Genomic DNA, 15,726 nt, shown 5'->3' on the forward strand with positions numbered 1-15,726 from the left:
TGCGCTGCACGGACCCTGCTGTATCATGTCATCTAGTCGATGACAAACATGTAGTCGTCAACCTGATGACATTCCGAGGGAGGTGCCCGTGACCGCAGCCCATCACCCGCCCGCGCTCGGTGCCGAGGCCCGCAGTCCGGCGTCCTTCATGGCTGCCGCGGCAGCCCTGGTGGCCATGGACGACGCGTTGCGCGACGCCCAGAACGACACTTCCGACGCCCTCGGGCCCGGCCCCGAGCAGGCTCTGGCATCCCTGATGCTGCTGCGGCAGGTGCGTGAGCAGCTCGCCAGCTGGGAGACCGGTCTGATCGAAACCGCCCGCGATGCAGGCGCCAGCTGGGCAGAGCTTGCCCATCCCCTCGGCGTCGCCAGCCGCCAAGCTGCTGAACGCCGCTACCTGCGTGGCCGGCCGGGCCCCGCCGGCACTACCGCTGAGCAGCGTGTGCAGGCCACCCGCGAGCGCCGTGCCGCTGACCGCACCGCCGCCACCTGGGCCCGCGCCAACGCAGCCGACCTGCGTCGCCTCGCCGGACAGATCACCGGGCTCGCCCACCTCACGCCCGAAGCGCGCTCGGCACAGGTTGCCCTGCACACCGCTCTCGGCGCCGCGGACGCCGCCGAGCTCATCGCGCCCCTGGCCGGCATGCGTCCCCACCTCGACGCCCGCCACACCGCTCTCGTCGACTCCCTGGACGCCCTCGAAGCCCACCGCACGACGACAGCCTCTGACGAAGACTGACCCGCACACGCAGAGCCATCCTCCGTCCGCGGTGCGCCCCACCTGCGCGTCACGCCGACGAGGCCCCTGCCCCAGTCCCATCCGTATCTGACCTTCCGCTGAAAGGACCCCGCATGCCCAGCAGCGTCGAGACGCTGGAATTCCAGGCCGAGACCCGCCAGTTGCTCCGGCTGGTGATCCACTCGATCTACTCGAACAAGGACATCTTCCTGCGCGAGCTGATCTCGAACGCTTCCGACGCCCTGGACAAGCTGCGGCTGGAATCGTTGACCGGCAGCCTCGCCGAAGTCGACACCAGCGACCTGCACATCTCGCTGGAGGTCGACGGGGACGCCCGCACCTTGACCGTCCGCGACAACGGCATCGGCATGACCCGCGACGATCTCGTGGAGCTGATCGGCACGATCGCCAAGTCCGGCACCGCCGCCCTCCTGGAGAAGATCAGGGAGTCCAAGGACGCCGCCACCACGGAGAGTCTGATCGGGCAGTTCGGCGTCGGCTTCTACTCGGCGTTCATGGTCGCCGACAAGGTCACCGTGCACACCCGGCGGGCCGGCACCGACTCCGGTACCCAGTGGGAGTCCGACGGCGAGGGCTCCTACACCATCCAGGCCGCCGACGACCTCCCCGTCGGCACGTCGGTCACCCTGCACCTCAAGCCCGCCGACAGCGAGGACGGACTCGCCGACTACCTCTCCGAACCGAAGATCCGACAGATCGTCAAGCGCTACTCGGACTTCATCCGCTGGCCGATCCGCATGGCCACCGACCGGACCGATGCCGACGGCGAAGCCACCTCCGACCTCGACACGCTCAACTCGATGAAGGCACTGTGGGCCCGGCCCCGTAGCGAGGTGACCGAGGACGAGTACAACGAGTTCTACCAGCAGATCAGCCACGACTGGCTGCCCCCGGCCGAGACGATCCACATGCGCGCCGAAGGCACCTTCGAGTACGAGGCGCTGCTCTTCATCCCCGAGCAGGCCCCCTTCGACCTGTACTCCCGCGAGTCCAAGTCCGGCGTGCAGCTGTACGTCAAGCGGGTGTTCATCATGGACGACTGCGAAGCGCTCATGCCCAACTACCTGCGCTTCGTCAAGGGTGTCGTGGACGCCCACGACTTGTCGCTGAACGTCTCGCGCGAGCTCCTCCAGCACGACCGCCAGATCCAGGGCGTACGCCGACGCCTGGTCAAGAAGGTACTCGGCGCACTCAAGGACATGCAGGCCAAGGACACCGAGCGCTACACGAAGGTATGGGCCCAGTTCGGCCGGGCACTGAAGGAGGGCCTGCTCGAGGACACGGGCAACACCGAAGCCCTGCTGGAGCTCGTGTCGGCCGCCTCCACCCACGATCCGGAGAAGACCACCACACTGCGCGAGTACGTCGGACGCATGAAGGACGGTCAGGACACCATCTACTACCTGACCGGCGAGACCCGAGCCCTGGTCGAGAACTCGCCCCACATGGAAGCCTTCGCCGCCAAGGGCTACGAGGTGCTCATCCTCACCGACCCCATCGACGAGGTGTGGGTCGACCAGGTCCCGGCCTTCGACGGCCATCGTCTGCAGTCCATCGCCAAGGGCCGGGTCGACCTCGACGACACCGCCGACGGCGAAACGGAAACCGATGCCGACAAGGTTCAGCGCGAGCAGGACTTCGCCGCCCTGCTGCCCTGGTTGACCACGATCCTCTCCGACCGCGTCAAGCAGGTACGCCTGTCATCACGCCTGACAAGCTCGGCGGCCTGCATCGTCGGCGACGCCCACGACGTCACCCCCACCCTGGAAAAGATGTACCGGGCCATGGGCCAGCAGATGCCCACCGTCAAAAGGATCCTGGAACTCAACCCCACACACCCCCTGATCACCGCACTTCGCACCGCACACCACGCAGACGCCGAGGCCCCCGCTCTGACGGAGATCGCCGAGCTGATCTACGGCAGCGCGCTGCTCGCCGAAGGAGGTGACCTGCCTGACCCGGCCCGCTTCACCCGGCTGCTCACCGACCACCTGACCCGCACCCTGTAACCACAGAAGCAGCCCTGCACGGAGGAACCCGTCTGTTCCGGCCTTCCGCTCGGAGCGCCGGAACAAACGGTGCGACCGTGACCGCTGCCAGGTGGACCATGTCCCCGCGCTTCAGGAAACCACCCGGGCCATCTGCTCTGGGCGGCATCATGGGGCGGCGGGGCGGGTGCACGTCGGGTCGTCATGCGCTGGCGAGATCGGCGTCCGCAAGTTTGCGGGCGCCCCTCCACCGGCCGAAGAAGCTTCGCCGCGTGAAGCGGCGTTCTCGGGTGTCCCAGGCTCATGTGCTGCGTTGGTCGTGCGTGTCCTGGCGGAGCTGTTCGGTGTGCCGCGTGAGGGTGTCGATGCGTTCGGCGAGGCCGGCGTCTTCGGGCCGTAGGTAGGCGCGTGTGGCGGTCAGCGGGCGGACGAGGCGGGCAGGGTCGTCATCGGCGAGTGCCAGGTTCAGCTCGCCGACCGCGTCCTGGGCAGTTTCGGGCAGGTCGGTGAGGGCGGTGATCTGTCCGGCGAGGCGGCGCAGGTCCGCTGCGTTGTCGCGGGCCCATGCGGTGACGGTGCGGTCTGCGGCACGTGAGCTACGGGTGGCCTGGACACGCTCCTCCCCGGTGGAGCCAGGCGTGCCGGGGCGCAGTCGCAGGTAGCGGCGTTCGGCGGCCTGCCGGCTGGCGACGCCGAGAGGGCTGGCGAGGTCGGCCCAGCTGGCTCCCTGCCCACGGGCGGTTTCGATCAGTCCGCTCTCCCAGCCGGCGAGCTGTTCGCGGACCTCGCGGAGCGTCAGCAGGGCCGCCAAGGCCGGGCGCGGGCCCGCGTCGGCCGGGGGTGGCTCCGCGTTCGGTCTCCGGGCGGCGGATCGCTGTGCGTCTTTCAAGGACTGGTTGATCGCTTCCAGCGCCGCGGCGGCGGCGAGGAAGGAGACCGGCGCGGCCGGTGTGGGGGCTTCGTTCATGGAGCTCTCCGTGTCGCGTCATCCTCCAGATGACTCTGTGCTTGTCATCGTTTGGATGACATGTTACAACGGGGGCACGTTGAAGCGCATTGGCAGTTTCTGCCTGAACCAACTGGAGGTGTTTCGCGATGTTGATGCGCACCGACCCGTTCCGCGAGATGGACCGGATCGTCCAGCAGCTGTCGGGTACGTCCGGTACGTGGTCGAAGCCGTCGGTCATGCCGATGGACGCCTACCGCGACGGCGACGCCTACGTGATCGCCTTCGACCTGCCGGGTGTGAGCACCGAGGCGATCGACATCGACGTCGAGCGGAACATGCTGACCGTGAAGGCGGAGCGCCGCCCGGCCCCGAAGGCCGACTCCGTGAAGATGGAGCTCTCCGAGCGGCCGCTCGGTGTCTTCTCCCGCCAGATCATGCTGGCCGACACCCTCGACACCGAGCACATCCAGGCGGACTACGACGCGGGTGTCCTGACCCTGCGGATCCCGATCGCCGAGCGCGCCAAGCCCCGCAAGATCAGCATCGGTACCGCGGCCGACGCCGGCCTCAAGCAGATCTCCGCCTGAAGCACACCTGTAGCCAGCGGAGGGCGGGGAAGCGCCGATCCCCCTCCGGCACCCGCCCTCCGCCCCCTTCTTTGACCTGCTTCACCCCTCTTTCCGGAGGTGATGTCGATGTCGATGCGCAGGGAGTCGTTCCTGGCCCACGTGCAGGAACGCGGCGAGTACGAAACCTCTGAGGAAGCCGACCGCGTCGCCCGCGTCGTCCTGGCCCTGCTTGGTGCCCACCTGGCCGGCACGGTCCGGGCCGACCTCGCCGCCCGGCTACCCGAGGCCTACGCCCTGATCCTCCTCAACCCGCTGCAGGCCGCCGAACCGCTCTCCCCCGAACGGTTCGTGCGGGCGACCGCGGCCTGGATCGAGGGCGCCACCGAGGAAACCGCCCTGTGGGACATCGGCGCGGTCCTGTCCACCGCGGCCGCTGCCGCGGGCGACGTCCTCATCCGCGAGGTCCTGCTCCAGCTCCCGCCCGGCTACGACCTCCTCTTCGGCCACCCCCAGCCCGCCTGACCGGCAAGTCCACCGGCCCATGGCCGGACCCCGCACAGAAAGGCAACCACAGCCGTGTACGACCAGCCTCGAGCGAACGCCTCCCAGCCGGCCATGACGTTCGACCAGATGCTGGAACGCGTGCGCTACGAGGGCGCCTATCCCACCCGCGAACGCGCCGCCGAAGCCGTCCACCAGGTCCTGTCCGCTCTCGGCCGCCAGCTCACCGGCGACGAACGCGTCGACCTCGCCCAGGTGCTACCCGTCGAAGCCGCCGTCACGCTGACCGCCCAGATCCCCGAGACCGAACACCTCACCGGCTGGGGCTTCGTCAAGGACCTGGCCGCCCGCACCGGTGTGAGCCCGGCCGTCGCCCGATGGGACACCGGCGCCGTCCTCGCCGTCGTCACCCGACTGACGGGCCCCGACCTCCTCGCCGGCATCCTCGGCCAGCTCCCCGACGACTACGCCCTCCTCTTCGGCCAGGCACAGCTACGCCGGCCTGAGCCCGCCGCCACCTGATCGTCGCCCTCGGCCACTCCGGCCTCGGGAACAAATGAAACGGGTCCGGGACCGCTACTGCGGTCCCGGACCCGTCGCGTGAGGCGGAGTCTCAGTGCTTGAAGTGCTTGAAGGTGTCCTTGATCTTCTCCTTGGCCTGGCGGGCGTCGCCTGTGGCCTGCTCCGCGCGGCCCTCGGCGGTCAGCCGCTCGTTGCCCGTCAGGCGGCCGGCGGTCTCCTTGAGCTTGCCCTTGCCCTGCTCGACCTTCGCTTCGGCCTTCTGCTCACCAGACACAGCTGATCACTCCCTGCTCCGTGGAAAGGTCTTACGGTGCCGCGTATGACCGCTCGGCCCCTTCCTAAACGAAGGGGCTCGCCATCACGAGCCCCACGCACGTGGCCGGCAGCCCCGACGGTGTCAGGCCGGCTGCGTCAGCACGTAGTCGACGTGGGGCAGTTCGTGGATGTGGGCGGCTGCTCCTTCCAGCGGCAGAAGTGGGCGCACGGGGCAGGCGGCCGGGGTGTGGTCGTGGTCGACCGTCCAGGCGGGCAGGGATGCGCCACCGCCCTGGGTGGAGACGGCGTAGAGGGTGCCGGAGCAGCCTTGGCAGATCAGCGAAGCGTGGATCACGAGAGGGTCCTTCCGGTCGGTGCCGACTCGGCGCGCGCTCCATGATCGGCCTCACGTCATCAAAACGATTCTTCTGCTCTGCGGACACCGCGGTGCGGGGCACGCAGAGGATCTTCCTGCTTCCTGGACAAGGCCGGAGGTAAAGGGGAGCGGCTCTTTCGCTGCAGGCCACCGCATCGACCGCTCAAGGGGCGGCAGATCGATCTTCGTGGCCTCTCTTCGACCCGCGCCTGCCCTTCGGTGTGCCGGTCGCGCTGTTGCCCACGTGTCGACGAGCGTCCTTCGGGTCCTCTGCGGGGCACACAAGCGTCGTCGGGGTGGGTGGGCGGGGCAGGTACGAGGAGGCTGTGGGCGTGCTGTCCCTCTGAAATGACCACCTGAGCCGGGACCGGCTGGGGGACGGTCTCCTGGGCTTCAACGGCTCGGTTCATCGTGGTCATGCCGCCGGGTGAGCCACGTGCTGCAGTGGATCTCACCGGGGCAGGAAGGCGCGTATGGTCTTGCCGCCGTCGGGGGCCTCGGTCACGTGGGTGATGTGGGCGAGGCGGTTGACCATGAGCCAGCCGAAGCCGCCGGTGCCGTGGTTCAGGGCGGGGGTACGCATGCGCGGTGTCTGCGGGCTCGGGTCGTGGACGGCCACTTCGATGCCATCCGTGTGGGCGGTCAGCTCCAGGGTGCAGGTGCCGCCGACGTGGCGCAGGGCGTTGGTGACGAGTTCCGAGACGACCAGGACCACGGTGTTGACGGCCTCGGCTCCGAGCGGGGGTGCCAGGGCCTTGAGGAAGCTCCGGGCTTCCTCGCGGGCGCCGGCGATGGCGGGGGTTGAAGAGGCCGCCGCGACGCGGACGCTCGTCGTGTCCATCAACTTCACCTCGGGCTCCTGGGGCGCTCCGTGCGGGGCTTGTGCCCCGGCCCGGGGCGGGCGACCCGGCATCGGTCGCCTCTGCGTCCTTCGGTGTCGCTGTCCGAGGACGATTACCTCATCTTCGAATCCACAAAAATCTATGTTGGCCGGAGTAGACATTGAGGTGTGGTGTCGGTATGGTTTCTCTCGTAGCCCGAAGAGATCGAAGGGCCCGGCAGAGACGAACTGCCGGGCGGCATGACCGCAGTACCCGCAGTTGCAATGCGCACGACGGTCCGGTGGCGGAGTTTCGAAGCCAGGTTGGTTGCAGGACGGCGACGGGGCTGGTGACCGGACCGGGTGGCCCGCAGTGATCAGGGGCCGCCGCAGGCAGTACCGCAGTTAACGCAGTGGCAGTACCCGCAGTATGTGTAGTTCGCAGTACTCAGCAGTGCAGTCGGTTGGTGGTACCTCGGTGAAGGCGTCGGCTGCGGGCGCGCGCACCGGGAGGTCCGGCAGTGGGGTTCTAAGCCAGAGCAGACGCAGGATGGGCGACGGGGCTTGCTGCCGGAATGTGGCGCTGGGAAAGGCCACAAGCTGTACGCAGTACCCGCTGGTAAAGCAGTTGATCACCGAGGGAAGAACGGAGGAACGAGGCGCCATCAGGATCGCCCGGGCGGAAGTTGGAGCCCGGGTACCGCAGGACATCGATAGTGAGGTGGTCTCCGGTCAAGCAACCGCGATCCCCGCAGCCCCGACAGCAGTCCGGTCGGGCCGGCGGACACAGAAGGCCGACGCAGGATCAGGGTCGGCAGATGGTGTAGCAGTTCCTTCGGGGCCCTGGTGCCATAGGCGCCAGGGCCCCTCAACGCGTTCCACGAGAGAGGTTCCATGACAGCACCCGATCCGAAGGGCCCGCTCGACGGCCACCTGGACGACGACGACTACCCCGCCTACACCATGGGCCGGGCCGCCGAGATGCTCGGCACCACCCAGGGCTTCCTCCGCGCCATCGGCGAAGCCCGCCTCATCACCCCGCTCCGCTCCGCCGGCGGACACCGCCGCTACTCCCGCTACCAGCTGCGGATCGCCGCCCGGGCCCGGGAGCTCGTCGACCAGGGCACCCCGATCGAGGCCGCCTGCCGGATCATCATCCTCGAGGACCAGCTCGAAGAGGCTCAACGACTCAACGCCGAATACCGCCGCGCAGCCGAGGACACGAGTCGACCGGCCGCCTCCTGAAGGACCTGCTGCCGCCAGAGCCAGCGCGGGGGCGCTGCCATGATGCGACCGCTCTGGCCTGGTGACAGCGTGTGTGTGCGTGTACCGTCTGGGTCAGCTGTCGTGGTTCGGATGTTGCCGTTGTGCCCACGCCGAGGGCGTGGGCATTGTGCTGTGCCGTGTCGCAGGAACCAGGGCGATCACCTCCGCCTCCCGCATGTCGCGGACAGGCGTACATCCACTGGAAGGTATGGCCATGGCTACGGGCACTGTGAAGTGGTTCAACGCGGAGAAGGGCTTCGGCTTCATCGCGCAGGACGGTGGCGGTCCGGACGTCTTCGCCCACTACTCGGCGATCAACTCCACCGGCTTCCGTGAGCTCCAGGAGGGCCAGGCCGTCACGTTCGACGTCACCCAGGGCCAGAAGGGCCCGCAGGCGGAGAACATCAACCTGGCCTGACCCTCTTCACCACCGCCCGCAGATTCGCGGCGCTCGAGGCGCCAGACGCCGCCGGCGGGCGGAGGCAGGAAGAACGAGATGGGGGCCGCGCAGCTTTCGCCGCGCGGCCCCCATCCATGTCCGGGCCTGGCATCAGGGATGTGCTTGCCCCGCCCCAGCGACGAAGATGCAGCGTCGTCGGGGGCCGAGCCTAGCCAGGCCAAGCCGCAACTGGACCTAGATGACCACCCAGCGGCCCATAGATCGAGCCAGCACTGATCTGGGGAACCTGGCGGTTCCCGGGGACGGTAGTCCGATGTCCAGAAGGGTTCCGCTGCAAGCAGGCGCAGGAATCGGGGAACTCGCGCGTTTCGCGGAGGCCGTCGCGGAAGCGGCCGGTGCGCAGGTACTCGACGAAGGCGGCCACGGTCTGGCGGAAGCGGCGGCGCTGCTCGGGGGTAAGACGGTCCAGGTCGGCGGCGAAGCGGGGCAGGGCCTCGTACGTGGGCACGGTGAACTCCTCCAGGAAGCACAAAGCCCCCGGCCGGCGTCCGGGGGCGAGGGTGGCTGTCTGTGTTGAAGGGCGTCGGTGACGTGGTCTGCTCAGCGGTGACGGTTGGTTTGGGCTGCAGTGCGCTGGGGGTGTGCTCGATGAGGCTCGATTGAGTTGGAGTGGGTCTTCGTGGGTGGGGCGTTGGACGTGGCGCAGTAATCGCACGGCCGGTGTCAGGTCTTGTAGCGGTCGCGTATCGCGGCCCAGAACTGCTCGGGCTGGGTGGCCTCGCAGCCGTCGCACCGGTACCCCTTGAACCAGACGCGGGCCGGGCCATCCAGGCCTGACTCGCGGGAGCGGCCGAACTCGGGGCGGAGGGGCCGGAGGCACAGCGGGCAGGAGTCTGCGTAGATCACTTCGTCGGTCATGCGGCGGACCGTGCACACACGCGGGGGCTACCGTCTCGGGCTGCCGGGGCGTCCCGCCCGGCGAGCGCTGCGGGCAAAGAGTTGGTGATGGCTTCCCGCCCGGCGGGACGGGGGCCGGATCGCCCTTTCTCGCAGGACATGGGCGGGGTTCCCTGCCCCGGTGATGAGCATGTCGAAGGTCGGCCCGGGGGACGGATGACGCTACCTCCTTCGCGGTGTGATGGTCGGCGACGGCCACCGCCCGGCCGGTACGCCGCTGCGAGCCGCCCAGGACAAGGCCGGTGTCCCACCCGGCGTCTGGAGGGGCCGGGGCCTGCCCGCGGTCGGCCTCACCGCCGGGGAGGTGGTGACCGAGCGGCAGGCCGAACTCCTCCTCGGGGAAGGCGGCACCCCGGCGCCGACCGGATCGAGCGGGAGCGCCTGGAGGCGGGCGACACCCTGGCGAAGGCACGGCGGGCAACGGTGCTGGGCCGCCCGATCGAGCACAACCAGTCGTCCGAGACCGAGAAGGCGAAAGAACGGACGCCCTGGCTGGCGATGGACTTGGTGTTCCGACCCCCGTCGACCGTGCACATCGCGTGGGCGCTCGCCGACTCCGAGACCGCCGGGTGCTGGAGCTGTGCCAGGACATCGCCCGGGACAAGACGCTGGCGTGGCTCGAGGAAGCGGTCGCACAGATCCGGTGGAAGAGCGGTGGCAAGCAGCGCAAGCCGGTCCGGGACGGGCTGATCGTCGCGGTGTTCCGGCACTACGAGTCCCGGGCGGCCCAGACGCGGCCGCTCGTGCACGCCCACGCGGTCATCTCGATCCGCGCCCGGCGCCCGGCCACAGCAGGGACGTGTGGCAACCTGTCGGCCGACTCGATGCTCGCCAACATCGTCGCGGCCGACACCCTCTACACCCTCCGCTTCATGGAGGAGGTCACCGCCCGGCTCGGGTGGGCGTGGGAGCCGCGCGAGGTGACGCCCGGCCGCCGCCCGGTCATGGAGATCGCCGGGATCGACCGGCGGCTCATCGGCTGGCAGTCCACCCGCCGCCAGCAGATCGAGGACGCCCTCCCCGTCCTGGTGGCCAAGTACGAGGAACGGCAGGGGCACGCCCCGGGGGAGCGGGCCGCCTACGCACTGGCCTGCCAGCCGCCGACCAGACCCGCTCACTTAAGCGCACGGCACTGCTGTCGCTGACCGAGCTGCGGATGCGGTGGCGGGCCTCAGCCGTTGCCGCGTTCGGCGCCTGCACCGTCTACCGGCTCGCCGAGCGGGCCCGAGCCGCCGCCGAAGCGATCTGGGCGCGGGTGCGTCCGGTCGTCGACGTCGCCTTGGCGGCCGTCCACGTCACCGCCGTGGTGTTCGTGATGCGCGGCGCGTTCAAGTACCACCACCTCCTCGCCGAAGCCCGCCACCTCCTCGCCGAAGCCCGCCGCCACCTCGCCTACGTCCTGCGCGGCCGCCGGCACCGGCCCGGCCTGGACGGGCAGATCGTGCAGGCGGTCATCGACGACTACACCCGCCCCGTCGGCCGGGGCCGGATGATGACCGCCGACCTGCGCGCCCTGTACCCGCACGACACCGAGGACCAGGCCGTGCTGCGCGCGCTGACCCGCAAGCGCTCCGCCGCACCGTACGAGCGGGCCCATCTCGCCGCCGGGGCGCTGACCGCCCGCGTCCACGCGCTGCGCCGCGCGGACCGCCTGAACTCCCGGCCCCGGCTGCACTCCGTCACCGTGCCGACCGTCTTCAACCCTCGCCCCGGGCGGAGGGCCGACTGGGAACTGGAGCCGACGACGGACGTCGCCGCGGTGGAGCAGACCAGCCGGACGCTGGAGGCCGCCGCGGCCGAGATGGCCGCCCTGCTCCAGGCCGGGATCCAGGAACGAGCCGCCGCCCGCAGTTCCTCTCTCAAGTCCGTGGCGGCCCCGCCGCCGAGCGCCCAGCAGTCTGTCCAACCCGCGCCGGGCCGGACCACACCCACCGGAGGAATCGCATGACCACCACGCCGCCCGCGGACCCGAGGATCGAAGCCGTCGCCGCCCGGCTGAAGGAGGCCGCCCAGAAGCGCGCGGAGGCGTACGCGCCGCCGACGGCCTGGCAGCCGACCTGGAAGCGGCCCCGGAAGCCGAAGTCCATCAAGGCGAAGAAGGAGGAGCTGGCCAAGCAGCGCAAGCGGCTCAAGGCTGCCGGTGTCCGCCGGTTCTACGACGCACAATCGCGTCGGCCCCGGCAGAACCGCATCGGCAGCGCCGCCGCCCGCCGCGACACCCGCGCCCTGTCCTGGATGCGGCACTCGAACGCCTGGCTGTGGTGACGAGGCCGAGCACCGTCCACCGAGTGGACCGCCCCGGAGTCGACACTGAGTGGATCCCATCGAGTGGGCTCCACTGAGCCTCTGTCAACTTGAAATCGTGGTTCAAAGGGCTGCTGTGACCGATTCTCCACATGCTCACGCTGGTCATGGACGGGAGTCCGCGAAGAAGGTCACCTGTCAGCGGTTGATTTCGATGTTCGTCAGGACGAGCAGAGCACGCAGGAGGCAGGTGGCGCGGGTGGGGTCGGTGCGGAGCTTGATGAGGATCCACCAGTTCTTGAGATGGGCGAAGCCGTGCTTGACCGGTGCCCGTCCGATCGCGGGGACGCGGTTGGCTTCCTTCTGGTCCGGGGTGAGCTTGTGAGTGCGGCCGGCTGGCCGGGGTAGACGGCTGACCGGCCCGCCCATCGGCGCGGCCAAATCTCAGGAGAGGACACGATCAGCGTGAGCGACGCCGAGCGCCAGAAGCAGACCCCCGACGGAGCGGCCGAACTCCTGGTTCGCTGCCTGGAGAACGAGGGCGTCGAGGTGGTGTTCGGCGTGCCCGGCGAGGAGAACATCCGTTTCACCAACGCCCTCGCCCGCTCGGAGAAGATCCGCTACGTCCTCACCCGGCACGAGCAGGCCGCGTCTTTCATGGCGGAGATGCATGGCCGGCTCACCGGCTCGGCGGGTGTGATGTCCGCGACGCTGGGGCCCGGCGCGATCAACCTGATGCTGGGCGTCGCCGACGCTATGACGAACAGCACGCCCGTCGTCGCAATCACCGCGCAGGTCGGCAAGGAGCGCAACTATAAGGAGTCCCACCAGTTCGTGGATCTGGTGAGCATGTTCGCCCCGGTCACGAAGTGGTCGGCGGAGGTCCCGGCCACCCAGGCCATCCCCGAGATGGTGCGGCGCGCGTTCAAGACCGCGGAGTCCGAGCGGCCCGGCGCCGTCTATCTCGCCGTGCCCGAGGACGTCGACGCGGCGACGGACGGCTCGGACCTGCGCCCGCTGCGCAGGAACGTCGTGCAACCAGAGGCACCGTCTCCGAAGCAGATCAAGCGAGCGGTGGAGCTGCTGCGGGAGGCCCGTCGGCCGGTGATCCTCGCCGGACACGGCGCGGCGCGCGGCGGCGCCGCAGAGTCGCTGACGGCGTTCGCCACCGCACTCGACGTGTCGACGGCGACCACCTTTCACGGCAAGGGCGTCCTGCCCGACGACCACCCGTGCGCGACCGGCACGTTCGGCTTCATGCGGCGCGACTACACCAACTTCGGGTTCGAGGAGGCCGACGTCGTCATCGCCGTCGGCTACGAGCTGCAGGAGTTCGACCCGTCCCGGATAAACCCGGACGGTGACAAGAAGATCATCCACATCCACCGCGTCCCGGCGGAGGTGGACGACAGCTACTCGGTCGACGTCGGCATCATCGGCGACATTTCGGCCTCCCTCGATGCCCTCGCCACTGAACTCGACGGCCTGCGCTGGACCATCGACGACGAGGACACCATGGCCACCCGCGCGCTGCTGGCCAAGGAACTCGAGCAGGGCGCCACGGACGAGCGCTACCCGCTCGCCCCGCAGCGCGTCATCGCCGACACCCGCGCCGCGCTCGGTCGCGACGATATCGTGCTGGTCGACACCGGCGCGCTGAAGATGTGGATGGCCCGGCTCTACCCGACGTACGCGCCGAACACCTGCCTCATCTCCAATGGCTTGTCCACCATGGGTTTCTCGCTGCCCGGCGCGCTCGCGGTTCAGCTCGCCAGGCCGCAGACGAAGGTGCTGGCGGCGGTCGGCGACGGCTCGTTCCTCATGCACTCCCAGGAGATTGAGACGGCGGTCCGCGAGAACATTCCACTGACCGTGCTGATCTGGGAGGACAACGGCTACGGGCTCATCAAGTGGAAGATGGACCTGGAGGTCGGGGAAAACTCCAACACCGACTTCGGCAATCCGGACATTGTCCAGTACGCCCGCAGCTTCGGCGCGAAGGGCTACCACATCGAGTCCGCTGGGGACCTGCTGCCGACGCTCCGTGAGGCACTGGCGGACCCGGGCGTGTCGATCATCAACTGCCCGGTGGACTACGCCGAGAACATGCACCTCATCAAGCACCTCGGGCACCTCGACTCGGCGCTCTGACCCGCCCGTCGCGCGGCCCGACTTCCGTACGGGCCGCGCGGCGGCCCTCCCGCAGGGGGCGGTGCCCTCAGGTCTTCGGCATCGCGTGGCATTTCCGCGTCGCGGGGTAGATGGTCAGCGTGAGGTTCGGCCGGTCGAGGAGAGGAACGATTGTGATGCGTGCTCGGAGCATAGGTGCGGCAGCCGCCACGGGGTTGGCGCTGGTGGCCGCCCGCGACCTCGTGCAGAAGAAGCACGCGCTGCTGAGGAACTTCCCCCTGGTGGGACACGCCAGGTATGTGCTGGAGGCGATCGGCCCCGAGCTCCGGCAGTACATCGTGACGTCCAACGACGAGGAGCGTCCCTTCAGCCGTGACCAGCGCAGCTGGATCTACGCGTCGGCGAAGGGGGAGAACAACTACTTCGGGTTCGGCACCGACAACGACGTCGAGCACGTGCAGGGTCATGCATACGTGAAGCAGCGTACGTTCGCCGGTGCGCTGCCCGATTTGAGCGACCCGCAAGCGGCGTTGCCCTCGGCCAAGGTGCTCGGCGGACCGCGCGGCCGCGCGAAGGCGTTCCGCCCGGCGAGCGTCATCAACATCTCGGCGATGAGCTTCGGCTCGCTGTCCGGCGCGGCCGTCACGGCGCTCAACAAGGGCGCGGCGCTGGCCGGGACGATGCAGAACACTGGCGAGGGCGGCCTGTCGCCGTACCACCTCAACGGCGGGGACCTTGTCCTCCAGATCGGTACGTCGTACTTCGGCTGCCGCAACGAGGATGGGACGTTCAACCTCGACAGGCTCAAGTCCATGGTCGCGGGCGCGCCCGTCAAGGCGATCGAGATCAAGCTCTCGCAGGGTGCGAAGCCGGGGCTCGGGGGCATGCTGCCGGGCGCGAAGGTGACCGACGAGATTGCCGGGATCCGCGGCATTCCTGCGGGCAAGGACTGCGCTTCGCCGTCGCGGCACACCGCGTTCCACGACGTGGACTCGATGCTCGACTTCGTGGAACTGTTGGCCACGGAGACCGGATTGCCGGTCGGGATCAAGAGCGCCATCGGGGAGATGGACTTCTGGGAGGAACTCGCCACGCTGATGGAGCGGGGTGAGCGAGGGGTGGACTTCGTGACCGTCGATGGTGGCGAGGGCGGCACTGGGGCGGCTCCCCTGATCTTCGCCGACTCGGTGTCCCTGCCGTTCCGCGTGGGCTTCTCCCGCGTCTACGGCGTGTTCGCCGAGCGGGGCCTGACCGACGACATCACCTTCATCGGCTCCGGCAAGCTCGGCCTGCCCGAGAACGCCGTCGTCGCGTTCGCCCTCGGCGTCGACATGATCAACGTGGGCCGTGAGGCGATGCTGTCCATCGGCTGCATCCAGGCCCAGAAGTGCCACACCGACAAGTGCCCCACCGGCATCGCCACCCAGAACCCGTGGCTGGCGCGCGGCATCGACGCGCCCTCGAAGGGCATCCGGGCAGCGATGTACCTGCGCACCCTGCGCAGGGAGTTGCTGAGGGTCTCGGGCGCCGTCGGTGTCCCCCACCCGTCGCTCATCACCCCCACCGACATAGACATCCTGAACGGCGACTACGACGCCCGCACCCTGGGGAGTGTGTACGGCTACAAGGATGGCTGGGGCTCGCTCGGGCCGGAGCTCGCCCATGAGATCGCCGAACTGATCACCACCTGAGCTAGTGCTGTGACCGGAAAGGTTCACCGGGTTCGATCGGCTGCTGGCACGATCGGTTCGTGGATCTTTCTGGGGGCCTGTCTGGCTGGACTGATTGGGATGGTGCGGCCTTCATGGTGGGCCGCTCGTTGGGGATCTTCGGCGAGTCTGTGACGTTCACGCAGGTCAAGTGGGTGTTCTGGACGGACAACCCGTTGGGTGACGCGCTTCATGAGGTGCTTCTTCAGCTGGTCGCCGCGGGTGTACTGGAGCGGCGTGAGGAACCGGACGAGCAGTTCCTGTGGGCAGGGCGATGACG

The 15,726-nt window shown here is 69.0% G+C and carries 20 protein-coding genes; 13 read left to right on the plus strand and 7 right to left on the minus strand.

Annotated features, from left to right (window positions below):
* The first annotated feature begins 88 nt into the window (after positions 1-88).
* Together ACIRBY_RS16250 and htpG are read left to right on the plus strand one after the other, a co-directional pair.
* Positions 89-739: a type III effector protein gene (locus ACIRBY_RS16250; protein ID WP_403901044.1), complete on the plus strand. Its 651-nt coding sequence runs from the start codon at positions 89-91 to the stop codon at positions 737-739.
* Positions 740-852: 113 nt separating this feature from the next.
* Positions 853-2,769, plus strand: a complete 1,917-nt coding sequence (gene htpG / locus ACIRBY_RS16255; protein ID WP_403901045.1) for a molecular chaperone HtpG — start codon at positions 853-855, stop codon at positions 2,767-2,769.
* Between the two features lie 280 nt (positions 2,770-3,049).
* Here htpG and ACIRBY_RS16260 read toward each other — a convergent pair whose 3' ends face one another.
* Entirely contained in the window at positions 3,050-3,715 is a 666-nt protein-coding gene (locus ACIRBY_RS16260) for an HSP18 transcriptional regulator (protein ID WP_403901046.1), read from the minus strand.
* A 128-nt stretch (positions 3,716-3,843) separates the two neighbouring features.
* Between ACIRBY_RS16260 and ACIRBY_RS16265 the strand changes: the two genes are divergently transcribed.
* The 3 genes from ACIRBY_RS16265 (at position 3,844) to ACIRBY_RS16275 (ending at position 5,289) form a co-directional block, all read left to right on the plus strand.
* Positions 3,844-4,284 carry an Hsp20/alpha crystallin family protein gene (locus tag ACIRBY_RS16265; protein ID WP_403901047.1) on the plus strand — a complete coding sequence of 147 codons (441 nt, stop codon included), beginning with the start codon at positions 3,844-3,846 and terminating at the stop codon, positions 4,282-4,284.
* 108 nt (positions 4,285-4,392) lie between these two features.
* Entirely contained in the window at positions 4,393-4,788 is a 396-nt protein-coding gene (locus ACIRBY_RS16270; protein WP_403901048.1) for a DUF2267 domain-containing protein, read from the plus strand.
* Between the two features lie 93 nt (positions 4,789-4,881).
* On the plus strand, positions 4,882-5,289 hold the full coding sequence (locus ACIRBY_RS16275) for a DUF2267 domain-containing protein (protein ID WP_403901049.1): 408 nt from the start codon (positions 4,882-4,884) through the stop codon (positions 5,287-5,289).
* A 91-nt stretch (positions 5,290-5,380) separates the two neighbouring features.
* Here the strand turns inward: ACIRBY_RS16275 and ACIRBY_RS16280 are convergent, their stop codons facing one another.
* The 3 genes from ACIRBY_RS16280 to ACIRBY_RS16290 form a co-directional block, all read right to left on the minus strand.
* Positions 5,381-5,563 (minus strand): CsbD family protein, encoded by a 183-nt coding sequence (locus ACIRBY_RS16280; protein WP_403901050.1) that lies wholly within the window; start codon positions 5,561-5,563, stop codon positions 5,381-5,383.
* 123 nt (positions 5,564-5,686) lie between these two features.
* Positions 5,687-5,899 carry a hypothetical protein gene (locus ACIRBY_RS16285; protein ID WP_403901051.1) on the minus strand — a complete coding sequence of 71 codons (213 nt, stop codon included), beginning with the start codon at positions 5,897-5,899 and terminating at the stop codon, positions 5,687-5,689.
* 472 nt (positions 5,900-6,371) lie between these two features.
* Positions 6,372-6,761, minus strand: coding sequence for an ATP-binding protein (locus tag ACIRBY_RS16290; RefSeq protein WP_403901052.1), 390 nt, complete (start codon positions 6,759-6,761; stop codon positions 6,372-6,374).
* Between the two features lie 873 nt (positions 6,762-7,634).
* On the opposite strand from ACIRBY_RS16290, the gene ACIRBY_RS16295 reads away from it, so the two are divergent.
* Positions 7,635-7,985 (plus strand): MerR family transcriptional regulator, encoded by a 351-nt coding sequence (locus ACIRBY_RS16295; RefSeq protein WP_403901053.1) that lies wholly within the window; start codon positions 7,635-7,637, stop codon positions 7,983-7,985.
* Positions 7,986-8,220: 235 nt separating this feature from the next.
* Positions 8,221-8,424, plus strand: coding sequence for a cold-shock protein (locus ACIRBY_RS16300; protein ID WP_030052720.1), 204 nt, complete (start codon positions 8,221-8,223; stop codon positions 8,422-8,424).
* Positions 8,425-8,614: 190 nt separating this feature from the next.
* Here the strand turns inward: ACIRBY_RS16300 and ACIRBY_RS16305 are convergent, their stop codons facing one another.
* Positions 8,615-8,914 carry a hypothetical protein gene (locus tag ACIRBY_RS16305; protein ID WP_403901054.1) on the minus strand — a complete coding sequence of 100 codons (300 nt, stop codon included), beginning with the start codon at positions 8,912-8,914 and terminating at the stop codon, positions 8,615-8,617.
* A 215-nt stretch (positions 8,915-9,129) separates the two neighbouring features.
* Positions 9,130-9,324, minus strand: coding sequence for a hypothetical protein (locus ACIRBY_RS16310; RefSeq protein WP_403901055.1), 195 nt, complete (start codon positions 9,322-9,324; stop codon positions 9,130-9,132).
* 578 nt (positions 9,325-9,902) lie between these two features.
* Here ACIRBY_RS16310 and mobF point away from each other — a divergent pair.
* Genes mobF through ACIRBY_RS16325 form a run of 3 tightly spaced genes read left to right on the plus strand, consistent with a single transcriptional unit; the run spans position 9,903 to position 11,628 of the window.
* Positions 9,903-10,508 (plus strand): MobF family relaxase, encoded by a 606-nt coding sequence (mobF, locus tag ACIRBY_RS16315; protein WP_403901056.1) that lies wholly within the window; start codon positions 9,903-9,905, stop codon positions 10,506-10,508.
* A gap of 11 nt (positions 10,509-10,519) precedes the next feature.
* Positions 10,520-11,311 carry a hypothetical protein gene (locus ACIRBY_RS16320; RefSeq protein ID WP_403901057.1) on the plus strand — a complete coding sequence of 264 codons (792 nt, stop codon included), beginning with the start codon at positions 10,520-10,522 and terminating at the stop codon, positions 11,309-11,311.
* Positions 11,308-11,628 (plus strand): hypothetical protein, encoded by a 321-nt coding sequence (locus ACIRBY_RS16325; protein WP_403901058.1) that lies wholly within the window; start codon positions 11,308-11,310, stop codon positions 11,626-11,628. Before ACIRBY_RS16320 ends, ACIRBY_RS16325 begins: the two co-directional genes overlap by 4 nt.
* 177 nt (positions 11,629-11,805) lie before the next feature.
* On the opposite strand, the gene ACIRBY_RS16330 is transcribed toward ACIRBY_RS16325, so the two are convergent.
* Entirely contained in the window at positions 11,806-12,048 is a 243-nt protein-coding gene (locus tag ACIRBY_RS16330) for a hypothetical protein (protein ID WP_403901059.1), read from the minus strand.
* Between the two features lie 24 nt (positions 12,049-12,072).
* Between ACIRBY_RS16330 and ACIRBY_RS16335 the strand changes: the two genes are divergently transcribed.
* From ACIRBY_RS16335 to ACIRBY_RS16345, 3 genes are all read left to right on the plus strand, one after another.
* The gene (locus ACIRBY_RS16335) at positions 12,073-13,758 is read left to right on the plus strand and encodes an acetolactate synthase large subunit (RefSeq protein ID WP_403901060.1); all 1,686 of its coding nucleotides are present in this window, start codon (positions 12,073-12,075) and stop codon (positions 13,756-13,758) included.
* A 155-nt stretch (positions 13,759-13,913) separates the two neighbouring features.
* Positions 13,914-15,428 (plus strand): glutamate synthase-related protein, encoded by a 1,515-nt coding sequence (locus tag ACIRBY_RS16340; protein ID WP_403901061.1) that lies wholly within the window; start codon positions 13,914-13,916, stop codon positions 15,426-15,428.
* Between the two features lie 59 nt (positions 15,429-15,487).
* Positions 15,488-15,724 (plus strand): hypothetical protein, encoded by a 237-nt coding sequence (locus tag ACIRBY_RS16345; protein ID WP_403901062.1) that lies wholly within the window; start codon positions 15,488-15,490, stop codon positions 15,722-15,724.
* The last annotated feature ends 2 nt before the right edge of the window (positions 15,725-15,726 follow it).

Origin of the sequence: Streptomyces sp. NPDC096136 (genome assembly GCF_044763325.1) — a bacterium.
In the GTDB taxonomy this organism is placed as follows: domain Bacteria; phylum Actinomycetota; class Actinomycetes; order Streptomycetales; family Streptomycetaceae; genus Streptomyces.

Excerpts from the sequence above, each read along its gene's own strand:
- htpG (WP_403901045.1), top strand. The coding sequence starts at position 853 with ATGCCCAGCAGCGTCGAGACGCTGGAATTCCAGGCCGAGACCCGCCAG.
- ACIRBY_RS16320 (WP_403901057.1), top strand. The coding sequence starts at position 10,520 with ATGCGGTGGCGGGCCTCAGCCGTTGCCGCGTTCGGCGCCTGCACCGTC.
- ACIRBY_RS16340 (WP_403901061.1), top strand. The coding sequence starts at position 13,914 with ATGCGTGCTCGGAGCATAGGTGCGGCAGCCGCCACGGGGTTGGCGCTG.
- ACIRBY_RS16325 (WP_403901058.1), top strand. The coding sequence starts at position 11,308 with ATGACCACCACGCCGCCCGCGGACCCGAGGATCGAAGCCGTCGCCGCC.
- ACIRBY_RS16265 (WP_403901047.1), top strand. The coding sequence starts at position 3,844 with ATGTTGATGCGCACCGACCCGTTCCGCGAGATGGACCGGATCGTCCAG.
- ACIRBY_RS16295 (WP_403901053.1), top strand. The coding sequence starts at position 7,635 with ATGACAGCACCCGATCCGAAGGGCCCGCTCGACGGCCACCTGGACGAC.
- ACIRBY_RS16290 (WP_403901052.1), bottom strand. The coding sequence starts at position 6,761 with ATGGACACGACGAGCGTCCGCGTCGCGGCGGCCTCTTCAACCCCCGCC.
- ACIRBY_RS16275 (WP_403901049.1), top strand. The coding sequence starts at position 4,882 with ATGACGTTCGACCAGATGCTGGAACGCGTGCGCTACGAGGGCGCCTAT.
- ACIRBY_RS16300 (WP_030052720.1), top strand. The coding sequence starts at position 8,221 with ATGGCTACGGGCACTGTGAAGTGGTTCAACGCGGAGAAGGGCTTCGGC.
- ACIRBY_RS16260 (WP_403901046.1), bottom strand. The coding sequence starts at position 3,715 with ATGAACGAAGCCCCCACACCGGCCGCGCCGGTCTCCTTCCTCGCCGCC.
- ACIRBY_RS16270 (WP_403901048.1), top strand. The coding sequence starts at position 4,393 with ATGTCGATGCGCAGGGAGTCGTTCCTGGCCCACGTGCAGGAACGCGGC.
- ACIRBY_RS16310 (WP_403901055.1), bottom strand. The coding sequence starts at position 9,324 with ATGACCGACGAAGTGATCTACGCAGACTCCTGCCCGCTGTGCCTCCGG.